13 protein-coding genes are annotated in these 13,731 nt (G+C 31.8%); 6 read left to right on the forward strand and 7 right to left on the reverse strand.

Annotation, left to right across the window (positions count from 1 at the left end):
* Positions 1–71: 71 nt before the first annotated feature.
* Together Ctaglu_RS11600 and Ctaglu_RS11605 are read left to right on the forward strand one after the other, a co-directional pair.
* Complete coding sequence (locus Ctaglu_RS11600) at positions 72–1,016, forward strand: TRM11 family SAM-dependent methyltransferase (RefSeq protein ID WP_125001695.1); 945 nt, start codon at positions 72–74, stop codon at positions 1,014–1,016.
* A gap of 81 nt (positions 1,017–1,097) precedes the next feature.
* On the forward strand, positions 1,098–1,406 hold the full coding sequence (locus tag Ctaglu_RS11605; protein WP_125001698.1) for a hypothetical protein: 309 nt from the start codon (positions 1,098–1,100) through the stop codon (positions 1,404–1,406).
* Between the two features lie 115 nt (positions 1,407–1,521).
* Here Ctaglu_RS11605 and Ctaglu_RS11610 read toward each other — a convergent pair whose 3' ends face one another.
* The 4 genes from Ctaglu_RS11610 to gatE form a co-directional block, all read right to left on the reverse strand.
* Positions 1,522–1,674: a lmo0937 family membrane protein gene (locus Ctaglu_RS11610; RefSeq protein ID WP_125001701.1), complete on the reverse strand. Its 153-nt coding sequence runs from the start codon at positions 1,672–1,674 to the stop codon at positions 1,522–1,524.
* A gap of 150 nt (positions 1,675–1,824) precedes the next feature.
* A complete protein-coding gene (locus Ctaglu_RS11615; protein ID WP_125001704.1) occupies positions 1,825–1,980 on the reverse strand; it encodes a lmo0937 family membrane protein in 156 nt (51 codons plus the stop codon).
* Between the two features lie 139 nt (positions 1,981–2,119).
* The gene (gatD, locus tag Ctaglu_RS11620; RefSeq protein WP_125001707.1) at positions 2,120–3,502 is read right to left on the reverse strand and encodes a Glu-tRNA(Gln) amidotransferase subunit GatD; all 1,383 of its coding nucleotides are present in this window, start codon (positions 3,500–3,502) and stop codon (positions 2,120–2,122) included.
* Positions 3,499–5,463 carry a Glu-tRNA(Gln) amidotransferase subunit GatE gene (gene gatE, locus Ctaglu_RS11625; RefSeq protein ID WP_125001710.1) on the reverse strand — a complete coding sequence of 655 codons (1,965 nt, stop codon included), beginning with the start codon at positions 5,461–5,463 and terminating at the stop codon, positions 3,499–3,501. The genes gatD and gatE overlap by 4 nt, the downstream gene beginning before the upstream one ends.
* Before the next feature lie 416 nt (positions 5,464–5,879).
* On the opposite strand from gatE, the gene Ctaglu_RS11630 reads away from it, so the two are divergent.
* The 3 genes from Ctaglu_RS11630 to Ctaglu_RS11640 all read left to right on the forward strand — a co-directional run bounded on the left by Ctaglu_RS11630 (position 5,880) and on the right by Ctaglu_RS11640 (position 9,140).
* Positions 5,880–7,592 (forward strand): methyl-accepting chemotaxis protein, encoded by a 1,713-nt coding sequence (locus tag Ctaglu_RS11630; protein ID WP_125001713.1) that lies wholly within the window; start codon positions 5,880–5,882, stop codon positions 7,590–7,592.
* A gap of 145 nt (positions 7,593–7,737) precedes the next feature.
* Positions 7,738–8,601, forward strand: coding sequence for a DegV family protein (locus Ctaglu_RS11635; RefSeq protein WP_125001715.1), 864 nt, complete (start codon positions 7,738–7,740; stop codon positions 8,599–8,601).
* 227 nt (positions 8,602–8,828) lie between these two features.
* Positions 8,829–9,140: a hypothetical protein gene (locus Ctaglu_RS11640; protein WP_125001717.1), complete on the forward strand. Its 312-nt coding sequence runs from the start codon at positions 8,829–8,831 to the stop codon at positions 9,138–9,140.
* Between the two features lie 66 nt (positions 9,141–9,206).
* Here Ctaglu_RS11640 and Ctaglu_RS11645 read toward each other — a convergent pair whose 3' ends face one another.
* Positions 9,207–10,442, reverse strand: coding sequence for an MFS transporter (locus Ctaglu_RS11645; protein ID WP_307720485.1), 1,236 nt, complete (start codon positions 10,440–10,442; stop codon positions 9,207–9,209).
* A 94-nt stretch (positions 10,443–10,536) separates the two neighbouring features.
* Positions 10,537–10,923, reverse strand: a complete 387-nt coding sequence (locus tag Ctaglu_RS11650) for a hypothetical protein (protein WP_125001720.1) — start codon at positions 10,921–10,923, stop codon at positions 10,537–10,539.
* 394 nt (positions 10,924–11,317) lie between these two features.
* Here Ctaglu_RS11650 and Ctaglu_RS11655 point away from each other — a divergent pair, with 394 nt between their 5' ends.
* Positions 11,318–13,333 carry a YgiQ family radical SAM protein gene (locus tag Ctaglu_RS11655; protein ID WP_125001883.1) on the forward strand — a complete coding sequence of 672 codons (2,016 nt, stop codon included), beginning with the start codon at positions 11,318–11,320 and terminating at the stop codon, positions 13,331–13,333.
* 47 nt (positions 13,334–13,380) lie between these two features.
* On the opposite strand, the gene Ctaglu_RS11660 is transcribed toward Ctaglu_RS11655, so the two are convergent.
* Positions 13,381–13,569 carry a hypothetical protein gene (locus tag Ctaglu_RS11660; protein WP_125001723.1) on the reverse strand — a complete coding sequence of 63 codons (189 nt, stop codon included), beginning with the start codon at positions 13,567–13,569 and terminating at the stop codon, positions 13,381–13,383.
* Positions 13,570–13,731 lie beyond the last annotated feature (162 nt).

A 13,731-nucleotide genomic window follows, 5' to 3' on the forward strand; every position in this document is an offset into this window, starting at 1 on the left:
AGTAAAACCATAAATAACGTACCACCTTTATTAAGGTGGTTTTTATATTCTAGAAAGGAAGGTGTGCTTTAATGTTTCAGCTACCACAAAAGGATAACAGGTATTTATACACAACAAATTATTCCAGTGATGAAGAAAGCCTATGCAAAATGGAAATAAAGTGCCTCTTTAATAAACACCTCCATGAAAAGCACTTATTTTCTGACATTTATGTAGATCCCTCCAGAAGTCCTTTTATAAAAAAATGCATTTCTATAATGTATACTGGAGAAACAATGCAGCAAATTATTGATCAAATTGTTATGGACAAACTGACCAGTGTAAATTATAAGGTTGCTTATATCAATTCCACTGATGAACCCATGGGGTTTCATAAAGGACGTAGCATTGAATTTGAAATAGGCTTTAATATACTAGGAGAAGCTGAAATGAAAAATCCTGAAATTACTTTTGGAATTACAAAAGTAGATAATAAATGGATATTTGGTGAATGTGAAAGCAATACGTCAGATTGGCTATTTCATAATAAAAAACCTTTTTCCTATTCTAATGCTCTAAAGGTAAATGTTTGTAGAGCACTAGTTAATATAGCCGTAGGGAATAATCTAGACTGTAGTGTTGTAGACCCTTGTTGTGGCATCGGAACGGTACTAATTGAAGCTATCTCAATTGGAATTAATATTAAAGGCTATGAGATAAACCCATTAATTGGTAAAAATGCCAAAACAAACCTTAGGTATTTTGGATATGAAGATGTAATAACCATTGGTGACATGAATGAGATCCAAAATAAATTTGATGTGGCCATCGTTGATCTTCCTTATGGAATATTTACACAAATTACGCCTGGGGAGCAGTTAGCTATTATGGAGAGCACCCGGCGAATAGCCGCGAGAATGGTAATCATTACTTTTGATGAGATGGATAAGCAAATAACATCTGTAGGATTTCACATAGATGATAAATGTACAGTGTCTAAAGGAACCTTTAAAAGGCATATATATATATGCAGTTAAAATAAATAGCTCTGTTATTTAACTTGAACTGATTATATAATATTAATTATGATATTGACACAATATAGCGAGGTATTAAATATGGCAAAAAAAAATAGTAGAACTAATGATCTTTTATATAATTTTAATGAAAAGGGGTCCGCTAAAATATACTCCTTATTGATTAAACTAGTCAACGAAGATAGAGAAGATTTAGCGCAAATAGTGATAAAAGTTGATTATTTACTAGAATATGCAAGTTCATGCATAAAGCAAAAGGACTTTGAGGAAGCAAATGAAAGTCTAAATAAGGCTAAAAGTAGAATAGATATGTTAAAAAGCCAAGAAGTTGATAGTTCATACCTGGAGCATTTATATATTGGAATAGCAAAAAAGGCAAAATTAAAATAGAGTAAGTGTATTTGATCAAATACACTTACTCTATTTTTCTATTATAGCGTTAACTTTATGTCTTTTTTTAAAGTTATTAAATTTAATCAAAAAGTATTGTTAGTGAAATAGTTTTCTATCTTATTTTTTTTCCTGAAATCCTATCTACTATGAAAACTATTGCAGCGACTATAAGTAAGGTATTAATCATACCGCCACCAATTTTAAATATAAGTCCCAAAGCCCAAAAGAATACTACTATTCCCCCTAACCAACGTAAAAATCCCATATAAAACACTACCTTTCACATATAAATCTATTTAATATATATGTTTGAACATTATATCAATAAACTCATATATTTACAATACGTTAGCCTTTGCTCTAATTTTCGAAGAAATAGTTAGTTTTAATTGCAATATATTGTCGGTATAACAGTTTAGGAGGTCTTTTTTCTTGCGAAAAGCATATCCACCACGAAAACTATTGCAGCAACTACAAGTAACAGATGTATCATACTACCACCAATTCTAAATATAAGTCCCAAGGCCCAAAAGAATATTACTATTCCGCCTAACCAACGTAAAAATCCCATATAATACACTACCTTTCACATATATTTATTTTCTAAATCTCTTTATATATTATAATGACCTAAATTTAGTTGAAATATGCAAAGTGATTTTAATATTAATTTTTATGGGATAATTAGGTTTTTAAAATATAGATGCTAACTATTCATGAAATTTTTTAATGAATTCCTCTACCTCAGGAATTCCTCCTTGGTAGATTAGATAACCGTTATAAGGCTCTCTCTCCGTGATTTCACTACAGATGGGAGTTAGCATAATGTCTTTAACTTTAGACAAGTCAGTAGTTTGTCCAAGTGCCCAACCTAGTTTAATGTATGCCACTTCTGGTAGCATGTTTTCTGTTGGTATCATTCCCATGGTCATGAGATCCCGTCCGGTATCGTATACGAACATGTTCACATATCCCCAAAGTGTTTGCACTGTCATATAAATGGCAACTCCCTTTAGCACAGCACGATTAATTGCTGGATATAACAGCTTATTAACATGACCAAGACCTGTACCAGCAATAACAATTCCTTTGTAACCAAGATCAACCATGGCATCGATTATATCAGGGTTCATATTAGGATAATAGTACAATAGCGATACGCGCTCCTCAAATACAGGATTTATAGTTACTTTTCGGTCACTACGCCGGTGGTTGTAGTCCTGCCTCAGGGGAGTTATTTTCTGTCTATCTACCATTGCTAGTGGTATGTCTCCAATGGTACGGAAAGTCGAACGGTAGGAAGAGTGCATTTTACGCACTCTTGTACCACGGTGCAACAAGCCATATTCATCAGAGGTTGGTCCAAACATACATACCATCACCTCTGCAATGTCTGAATCCGTAGCGGTTTTAGCAGCATGAATTAGGTTTAGTGCAGCATCTGAAGAGGGCCTATCTGAAGAACGTTGAGAACCTACCATAACAATTGGAATAGGTGAATTTTGCACCATAAATGACAGTGCAGCAGCTGTATGACTCATAGTATCAGTGGCATGACCAATCATAATTCCATGGGTGCCTTTTTTTATTTCCTCTCCAATAGCTTTTGCTAAGACTTTATACTCATTGGGCCCCATATTTTCAGAGAAAACTGCAAAAAGCTTCTCAGTGCTTAGGTTACATATATCTGCAAGCTCAGGAACAGCTCCATACAATTCACCAGGAGAAAAGGCTGGAATAACTGCTCCCGTTCGGTAATCAAGACGGGAGGCAATTGTACCTCCTGTGCCTAGGAGCTTGATATTATGCTTACTTTTAGATATGGGAAACTCTTTTTCTGGAATTTTATATTGTATCTCTTTGAAATTATATTCTTTCATATCTTGTATAGTATCCACTGCTATTCCTATGTTATAGCCAGTGGAAAGCTTTATTACTATGTGACCATCATCATCATTTTCAGAGCGAGGAAGTAAAACACCTTTAAAATCACCTCTAGTAGTTCTTATTGTAGCTTCACTCCATATGCGCATATTAAAATTTTTTAGAACTTCTAGTGACGTGCCCTTGTAACCTTTTAAGATATCACTCATTTGCCTAGACCTCCTTTACGAATTACCATTGCAAGTTCATGGAGAGGCATATTTCCAATGGCTTTTTCTTGTAAATTTTTCATAATCCAGTTAAGTTCTGCTTCCGAATTTTTTGAGGTTTTTAGCCTTTTAAATCTTTCCCGCATAATTGGGATAAGTGAAATGATACTGGAAGTGCTACACTTAGAAAAATATATAGCTTTTAGCACATACTTCATTTCCATCTTAGGTTGTTTATAGACAACCGTTAGCATCTTATATATAAGCTCAAGTTCTATTTCTTGATCTTTTACAAAGGCAAAGAGTTCATATATCCTTTCAAAATCAAATGGTAAATCTGCTTTGGATTTTCTCTGCAGTGATTTAAGCTTGTGTCCCAATAGAGTGGCTACAAATTTAGGCTGAGTATTAAAATCGTCACAAATTCTTTGTATAAGAGGAGCTAGATTGTACCTTAGAATGTAGAAAAAAGTATCGGCTGGTATGTTCCAATTATCTAACTTTGCTATTTGCGTCTCAAGATCAATAGGCAAATTCCTGCCTGCAATATCTATAAGCTCTTGACTAATTGAAATTGGCGCTGAATCCGTGTCAGGATACATGCGATCAGCACCTGGAAGTACTCGTTCAAACATAGTGGTGCCACTTACAAAGGATTTACGAGTTTCATTTGGTACTCCAATAAAAGCTAGTCTGCAGCGTTCTTCAATAGACTCTAAAGCTGTGTTAATATCATCTTCCGGACCCCAAAAGAGAATTTGGGCATCATCGACTTTTGAATTAAGTAATTTACGAAGGTATTCAAAATTAATATCCTGATTTTCATTTCTGAATTCCTCAGAATGCGTCATATTTGGTTTTTCTATACAAGCAATAACCTTCAATCTGTCAGAAATCTCATCGGAAAACATTCGGCAAGGACCAGTGAAAAATGAGAGAATGTCTTTAAATCCTGGTAGGTTAACTACAACTAGTCTATGTTGTATATTTAAATTGTTTCTAATGTTTCTAGATACAGGCGTAATGCTTTCGCCCTTAAGAATTACATGACTAATTTGCCAATACTCAAAGTTTGGCATCCTTTCTAGAAGATCATTACGGATTTCTAAAAGGCTCTTTTGGCGAAAAGCTTCATTGTGAACTAATTCAGGAATGTAGCTTATATGATCTACACCTTTAATTTCTACTCGAGTTCCACCATAGATACTAACATTAACATCCTGGCGTGCAGCTCCAATACCTGTCCTTACTTTACCAGTACTACGGTTTAAAAAGCGAATATAGTTAGCAGCTTCAGCCACTTCATCTGGCGTTTTCATATCAGGATAAGTAACTGTCTCTATAAGTGGCATACCCAAACGATCAGTAGTATATATCCTAACATGGCCAATGTCTGAAATCTCACGACAAGAATCTTCCTCAATACTTAGCTGAGTGATTCTAACTATTTTATTTTTTAGAGGAATCTGTCCTTCAATGCTTATTATACCTGTACGTTGAAAGCCAGCAGGTATACTACCATCTAGGTATTGCTTACGTGTGATGTGTAGCTCACCCACAATATTCGTTTTAAGAAGCAAGGCAACTTCTAATGCAATTCCTAAAGCCTGTTTATTTATCTTGAAAGGTGGCGTATCATCAATATCATAGGTACAAGTGGTTAAATTGGAAATATGGTACACTATGTTTTTTCTTGTCTTAAATTCCATAAGTGCTGTACCATCATATCCACCCATCTCGCTTAAGGTTGGCCTCATATGCCGTGCAATCTCAGCATCATATTGTCCATGCTTTTGAAAAACACCAGCTGGGCAGCGGCAAAAGAGTTTTTTTTCTGTCTTTAGTTGTTGGTGGACCTCTAGACCACACATAAATCCAAGTTCTTTATAGACATTAGAATCAGTCTGCTTAAGAAGGGAATACCCAATTCGTTTCTGAGTTTTAATGAAATTATTTTCCATTTTTATTTAATCCTCCAAAATTAATATATTAAAGACTTAAATATCATTAGATATTTTTGCACAGCGGTTATATTTTAAGAATATTAGCTACTAAGTTATATATGAATCAAGTATTTAGTTGTTCTATTCTTATAAGAAGTATATGTTTGTGATTTTTTAATTATGTAGTTATGTAGCTTCAAAAAAAATAACTAGCAAGGATGCTAGTTATTTTTTTGGAAGATGATTTATAGATTTTATATAGAATTATCTGTGACATATTTTAGCCATATTTAAATAAATATGAAATCCATGTATTGTTATACGACAATTTTCTTGATAAAATAAATATCTTGTCAGAAAAAAAATAATAGTGTATTATTATAAAAAGAGGGAATATTTAGTCAATTACAAAAAAATTTGAGGGGTGAAAATTAATGAAATTTTTTAACAACTTAAAAATTAGTCAAAAGCTATTATCAGCTTTCATTACAGTTGCATTGTTCATAGGTATTGTTGGATTTATTGGAATTTATAGTATGAGAAATATCAATGTAAATGTTTATAATATTTATAATAAGGATTTGATGGGTATTACTGCTCTTGAAAATATGAAAGGAAATTTATTGCAAATCAGAAGTAATATATTATTAATTCTTGAGCCTAATAACAAAAATGATTTACAAAAGTACAAAAATGATATAACGGATTTAAAAACTAAAACTGAGCCAATTATTGTATCATATAAAGTTAACATTACAACCGATTTAGATAGGCAACAGTTTGCAGAATTCGAAAAATTACTTATGGATTATAATACAGCAAGAGAGGTCTTAATTAAACAAGTTGATGAGGGAAACTACGCAAAAGCAAATGAACTTTTTCCAGCTCTTTCTAGCATTAGAACTAATATGCTTACAATTCTAGATAAAGAGCTAAAATTAGCTTCAGATATGGCAAAAGCTAACTATGAAAATAGTGAGGCACTATATAGTAAATCTTATGTTCAAATTATAGTAATAATTGCTCTAGGATTATTTATTGCTATTACACTAGGTTTAATAATTTCTCTTACAATTTCAAAACAGATAAAGACAGTTCTAAGTGTTGCTGAAGCCATTGGAGAAAATGATTTATCAAAAACTGTTGATATTGATAGTAAAGATGAGATTGGTGCTTTAGCAAAAGCTTTAAATAAAGCTATAACAAACTTAAAAGCATTAATAGGAGAAATATCAGAAAGTGCTACCGATATTAGTGCTACCAGTGAAGAGCTATCTGCTACAACAGAAGAAATATCATCAAAGATGGAAATTGTCAATGAAGCGGTAAGACAAGTATCATTAGGATCTGAACAGTTAAGTGCCACAACAGAAGAAGTAAATGCAACAACAGAAAGTATTGCAGACAATGTGGCTGATGTTACTATAAGGGCAAATAAAGCAAATAAGATTGCAATTGATATAGAATTAAAGGCAAATAAAGTTAGAAAAAGTGCTGAAAATAGTTCTAATAGTACAAATGAATTATATTTCACTAAGCAAGAAAGCATATTAAAAGCAATTGAAGAAGGCATGGTTGTTAGTGAAGTTAAGATAATGGCTGATGAAATAGGAAATATAGCAAGTCAAACAAATCTTCTTGCACTTAATGCAGCTATTGAAGCAGCAAGAGCAGGAGAACAAGGCAAGGGATTTGCAGTGGTTGCTGATGAAGTTAGAAAATTAGCTGAACAATCATCAAGTGCAGTTGGAAGGATTCAAGAGGTAACTGTGAAGGTTCAACAAGCATTTCAAAATCTTTCCAGCAATGCTCAGGATGTATTAAGCTTTATTGATAATAAAGTTAAATCTGATTATGAATTGTTTGTAGATACAGGTAAGCAATATGGTGATGACGCTGTGGAATTTAATAATTTATCCTACGATATTGGAACTTCAATGAATATAGTGAATGAAACTGTGTCAGAAATTAAAAAGGCAATTGAAAATGTATCAGCTACAGCTGAGGAATCAGTTGCTAGCTCAGAAGAAATATTAGCAAGTGTCAATGAATCTGTTATGGCAATCCAAGAAATAACAAAAGCTTCTCAAAATCAAGCCATCTTAGCAGAAAAACTAAATGGTATGATTCAAAAATTTAAGCTTTAGCAAAATTACCCTACAGAAATATAAAAATGTTTTAATTATAGGTATATAAGGATATAATATTGTTAACTAGCAATTTATTGAAAGATTAATGGCTTTTGTTAGTTGAAAATAATAAAATTTTTTATTATAGAGAGGTGAAGTTAAAATGAGTAAGATTGCACTTATTACTGACAGTACTTCCGATGTTGATAGAGAAATGATTGAAAAGTACGACTTAAAAGTACTTCCTTTAAGAATAATATATAAAGACAGAGAATATATTGACAGAGTAACTATTACCCCAAAAGAGGTTTATGATAATTTTATATATGAAATTCCCTCAACTTCACTACCTTCAATGCAAGACATGGAAGACATGTATGTAAAGCTTGAGGAAGAAGGATATACACATGCTATAGCAGTAATAATATCTGCAGGTTTGTCAGGTACGTATAATACATTGAGATTGGCAAGTGAAAATCATCCATCTATAGAAACCTGCGTTTTTGATTCTAAATCACTAACTATTGGTGAAGCAGCAATTGTTGAAGAATGTGGTGAGATGATACAAAGTGGAAAAAGCTTTGATCAAATTGTAGCAGCTCTTCCTGAAATACAAAGTAGAATTACTGTTTATTACGCAGTGGATACGCTTAAATATCTAATCAAGGGCGGTAGAATCGGAAAAGTTTCTGGTACTATAGGTGAAATATTAAATATAAAACCGATAATCTCAATTAATAGTGATGGCGTGTACTATACTTATGCAAAGCCAAAAGGGAAAAAGAAAGCCATAAGCAAGCTTGTAGATATAGCAAGAGAAGCTCTTGAAATTACTCCTTGTAAAATTTGGGTTATGCATGGTGGTGCTTATGAAGAAGTAAAGCCCTTTTCTGAAACAATTGCATCTCTCCCAAACATTACGAGATTATGCTTTGGAGAAATAAGTCCAGTAGCCGGGGTTCATACAGGGCCTGGATTACTTGGAATTATTATAGTAAAAGAAGCGTCTACTAAAATATACCATTAGACATGGTTATTTTAGTACGATATAATATACCTAGGTTTTGAAACGAGCCATATACTATCGTTAATGTGTCAATTGTGATGCTTGATAGTGAAATTCTTGAAGAAAATAATTAGTTTTTATATGTTGTAATTTATAGTTTTTATTATAAATGAGAGTATAAAAGAAGTTATTTAGTATTCAAGAACCCCATTCATTTATATATGGAAGTTTCAGAAGGGAGTGCCACAATGAACATTCAAGATATAATGTCAGGAGATTTTTCTGCATACCCGGAAGAAACACAAATATTTATGAGGGAATATACAGAAAAACTGCGAGAAAGTATAAAAGAAGAATTGATAAAGGATATAGCCTACAAGATGCTTAAGGATATAGATAAAAGCAAAGATTATTTTATTAAGGTTTTAACTGATATATTAGATAATGGATATAAAGGCTTAAGTAAAATGTCTACTCAGGCACTTATAGACACATATTTAGAACGAAAAAATGAAGAAGATTTTTTTGTGTTATTAGGAAAGGTTAATGAAGAAGTTTAATTTTATACACACTTTTTTTAGTTTTTATAAAAAAACATTAAATCACAAGATTTAATGTTTTTTTTATTAATTAATTTTAATTTTTAAAGATAAAAACAAATTTATAACAGCAATAAATGCAGCAACAATGAAAACATATTGATATCCCATAGTTGTCCATAATATACCGCCTATAAAAGGTATTGACATAGCAATTACATGATCAAAGCTAGTACCTGCAGAAAGAGTAGGGATGACATCTTCTGGACATATAGCAATCTTTTTTACATAAGTGGATCTTGCCATTTCCACTACGCTTAGTGAATTATCTATAACGTAGCATGCAGCAATAATAACCACAGCTGCACTTGGTGAAAGTAAATAATCTGCAAAAGAATAGCCCATACAAATTACTATAAGAACTATAGCTTCTAGTGAAAGCACAAATCTTTCACCTTTTTTGTCTATAGCATTGCCAACAATGGTTCTTGTAAAAATGCTTAATATAGCAATTATAAATCCGAGCATTGCAAAAGTAGGAGGATTAACATGGTAGACTTGAATAAGTACCCAGGGTGCAAAGGTTAAAAAAATCTGCTTTCTTGCACCATTAACTACACTAAGGCAATAATATAGAGTATATTTTTTTTTGAAAACAAGGGTTACTTTTTTTTTCTTAGGCTTTTTAGATTTCATTAGACCAAGAAAAAATGCTGCGAAAATATAAAAAACTGAGGCAAGCACAAAAGCTATTTGATAGGTAAGGTTAAAGTATTTAAATCCAACCCATACAATTGCATAACCCACAATAGTTGCAATTAGGTTATATGCGCTGTACCTCCCTAGTCTTGCACCATAATTTCCATTTTCAGAAAGGTTCATACCTATTCCAGCAGATAGTGGCATAAAAATATGTGTACCTAGGCTAAGTAACATCATCCATAAAAGCATACTGGCAAAAGATGGGGAAAACAAACCTAGTCCTAGCATTCCCAGTGCTGCAAATATCATACCAATTATTGCTATTCTTATGTCCCCAAGGAATGCCAGTATTCCGAGTACTATAACTATTAGAACTCCTGGTAGTTCACGAGGAAACTCTACGATACCCCTAGCAGAAGCTGTTAATTTATATGTATCGCTTAAAAAATTATTAAATACAGTTGAGTTTATTCCACTTGCTATTCCAGTAAATAGTCCTACTATTAAAAATAACTTAAAGTCTCTATCGTTATTGAATTTACTCACTAGGTATGGGAATTTTTCTTTTATCTTTTGTTTTTTTACTACACCCATCTCACTAAGTTTTTTTTCACTCTCCATAAAGCTAATATCCCCCTTAATTCTAATTCAATTAATTATATTATAAAAAATAATAGAATTCAATTAAATCATCATATACTGAGATATAGTTAAGCTAGTACCTAATGGATAATTCTCCACTTAGAATTGTGTCTTTAGGCTGTGTCCAAGTAGCTTCAATTAAAAAATTTATATTTAAGCCTGTTTTATAATTAAATAAAATCTCACTATCATGTAGCATATGATAATTTTTGTAAACTACTAGATTTTTATTGGCTTTATCTTTAATTATAATTGTCCAAATTCCATTTTTAGGCTGGAATATTTTAGCGGTAATAATTAGTGTCGACCAAAAGCTATTCTTGAGCCCCGTTTCATAAAATCCTTTTCCATCATGAATATTTATTTTAAAAGCTTGTAGAATATTATTTCTATTACTTGTTACTGCTTCTTCATCCAGTTCTATTTTTTCGCTTTTCTCATTATTTATTAATCCTATCATACCTATCTCCTTATTAATTATTTTAAAGGAATGTGGGATTCAAAGAAAATTTCGCTATCATTTTATTATATGTAGTTATATATATAATGCTACTCTAAAAAGCATTCCTGCAAAAAAACTATAGATACTCCAATAATTTCAAAGTAAATTTGAGCTTTTTAATTGAAAATAGGTAAAGTAGTAATTACCCTTAGAAAATGTATATATGCATTAGGGTTTTACTATCTTACTTTCTAACAAAAACTTTTTTTATATTGAAATTCGTGAATAAATGAAAATATAATAAGAAATTCTTTTATTTATTATTTTAAAGAATTAAAGCGCAAAGAATGCTATAATTGTATTTTGAATTATATATTGTGATTTACGATTAAAGCAAAAGAAGGTGGAAGTAATTAAAGATAATAAATATTTACCTATTAGTAAAAGTGATATTTTAGATAGAGGTTGGACCGAACTAGATTTTATTATAGTAACTGGTGATGCATATGTAGATCATCATAGTTTTGGAACAGCAATTATTTCAAGGGTTCTAGAAAATGAAGGCTATAAAGTAGGAATAATAGCTCAACCTGAATGGAAAGATACAGAAGATTTTAAGAAACTCGGCAAACCAAGACTAGGATTTCTAGTTAATGCTGGTAATATGGATTCTATGGTTAACCATTATACAGTAAGTAAAAAAATAAGAGAAAAAGATTTGTATTCTCCTGGTGCAAAGATGGGTCTTAGGCCAGATAGAGCAACAATAGTCTACTGTAATAAAATAAGAGAAGCATACAAAGGTATTCCTCTTATTATTGGAGGAATAGAAGCAAGTCTAAGGCGGTTTGCACATTATGATTATTGGAGTGACAAGGTAAGAAAGTCCATGTTAATCGATAGTGGGGCAGATCTACTAATATTTGGTATGGGTGAAAAACAAGTTGTTAACATTGCAAATAAATTAAATGAAGGTATAGATATAAAAGACATAACGCAGGAGCTTGGAACCTGTTATGTATCAGAGAATATAGAAAATATTGGTGACCACGTTGAAATAGCATCTTATAAGGAAGTCTGCAATGATATGAAAAAATATGCACAGGCTTTTAAAATACAATATGATGAACAAGACCCTATTCGTGGTGGCGTTATAGTACAAAAGCATACTAATAAGTATCTTGTGCAAAACAAACCGGAAATGCCACTTACTAGAGAAGAATTGGATGTTGTTTATGGCTTGCCTTATCAAAGAAATTATCATCCTATGTATGAAAAGATGGGTGGGATTCCAGCTATAGAAGAAGTTCAGTTCAGTTTAGTTAGTTCAAGAGGATGTTTTGGTAGCTGCGCGTTCTGCGCAATAACATTTCATCAAGGTAGAATTGTGCAAAGTAGGAGTGAAAATTCACTAATAGAGGAAGCAATAGAAATTACAAAATTAAAGGGTTTTAAAGGATATATTCATGATGTAGGAGGTCCAACCGCCAATTTTAGACAACCTGCATGTGCTAAACAATTAAAAGTAGGTGCTTGTAGAGATAAACAATGCTTGCATCCTGCTCCTTGTAAGAATTTAAACGTTGATCATATGGAATATTTAAATTTGCTTAGGAAACTTCGAGAATTGCCAGATATTAAAAAAGTTTTTATACGTTCAGGTCTGCGTTATGATTATATTATGGCAGATAAAAATGAAACCTTTTTTAATGAACTTATTAAGCATCATGTAAGTGGACAACTAAAGGTTGCACCAGAGCATGTTTCTCATAAAGTTTTAAAATTTATGGGTAAACCAGCGGGTAAAACTTATGATAAATTTAGGGAAAAGTTTTATAAGGCTACTGAGAAAATAGAAAAAAAGCAATATCTTATTCCTTATTTAATGTCTAGCCACCCAGGGTGTCCAATGAGTTCAGCAGTAGAGCTTGCAGAATATCTTAGGGATACTAATTATCAACCTGAACAAGTTCAAGATTTTTATCCAACGCCAGGAACACCATCAACAACTATGTTTTATACTGGACTTGATCCAAATACTCTTGAAGAAGTTCATATACCTAAAACCAAGCATGAAAAAGCCATGCAAAGGGCATTACTTCAATATAAAGATCCTATGAAATACGATTTAGTATATTCAGCATTAATAGAAGCAAATAGAGAAGATCTTATTGGTTATGGCCCTAAATGTTTAATAAAACCACGTGGGCAAAAAAATAAAGAACACTTAAGTAACACAAACATAAAATCAAAATCAAAAGAAATAAGAGGCAAAGATAAAGGAAACAATATAAAAAGTAGCACCAGAGATAAACCTATAGATAAAAATTTAAAAAAGAAAAATAAGCCTACAATAACTGAAAATAAGACCAATCATGGAAGTAGACAAGATAATAAAAATAAGGTAAGAGGCAAAAAAAGAAGATAGTGAGTTATAAAAAACGCCTACGTCCATAAAATGGATGTAGGCGTTTTTTATAACTCAACTTTAACTATTTTGTTTATACTCTCTTCTTCTACTAGTTCGCTTTTGCTTAAACCCTTTCGAAAACATCTAATTTGCTTATATTTAACTTTATTCATCTCAAAATCTAAAACATCTATCCTATCGCCTTTATAAATAACAGCTTCTTTACTACCTTTTAAAAATACTTGTACTTCCATAGTTTTATTTATTAGCTACAGTGCAGCTACTCCTTTCATTGTTTAATGGTAAAAAAATCATATGTTACTATTTAAATTATAGTTCCATTATCTACATTTATCAAGGTGAAACAAGCAAAGAATTTAATAATAGTTAACCATTTATTTATTAGTGAATATAAT

Origin of the sequence: Clostridium tagluense, from assembly GCF_003865095.1 — a bacterium.
Taxonomy (GTDB): domain Bacteria; phylum Bacillota; class Clostridia; order Clostridiales; family Clostridiaceae; genus Clostridium_AD; species Clostridium_AD tagluense.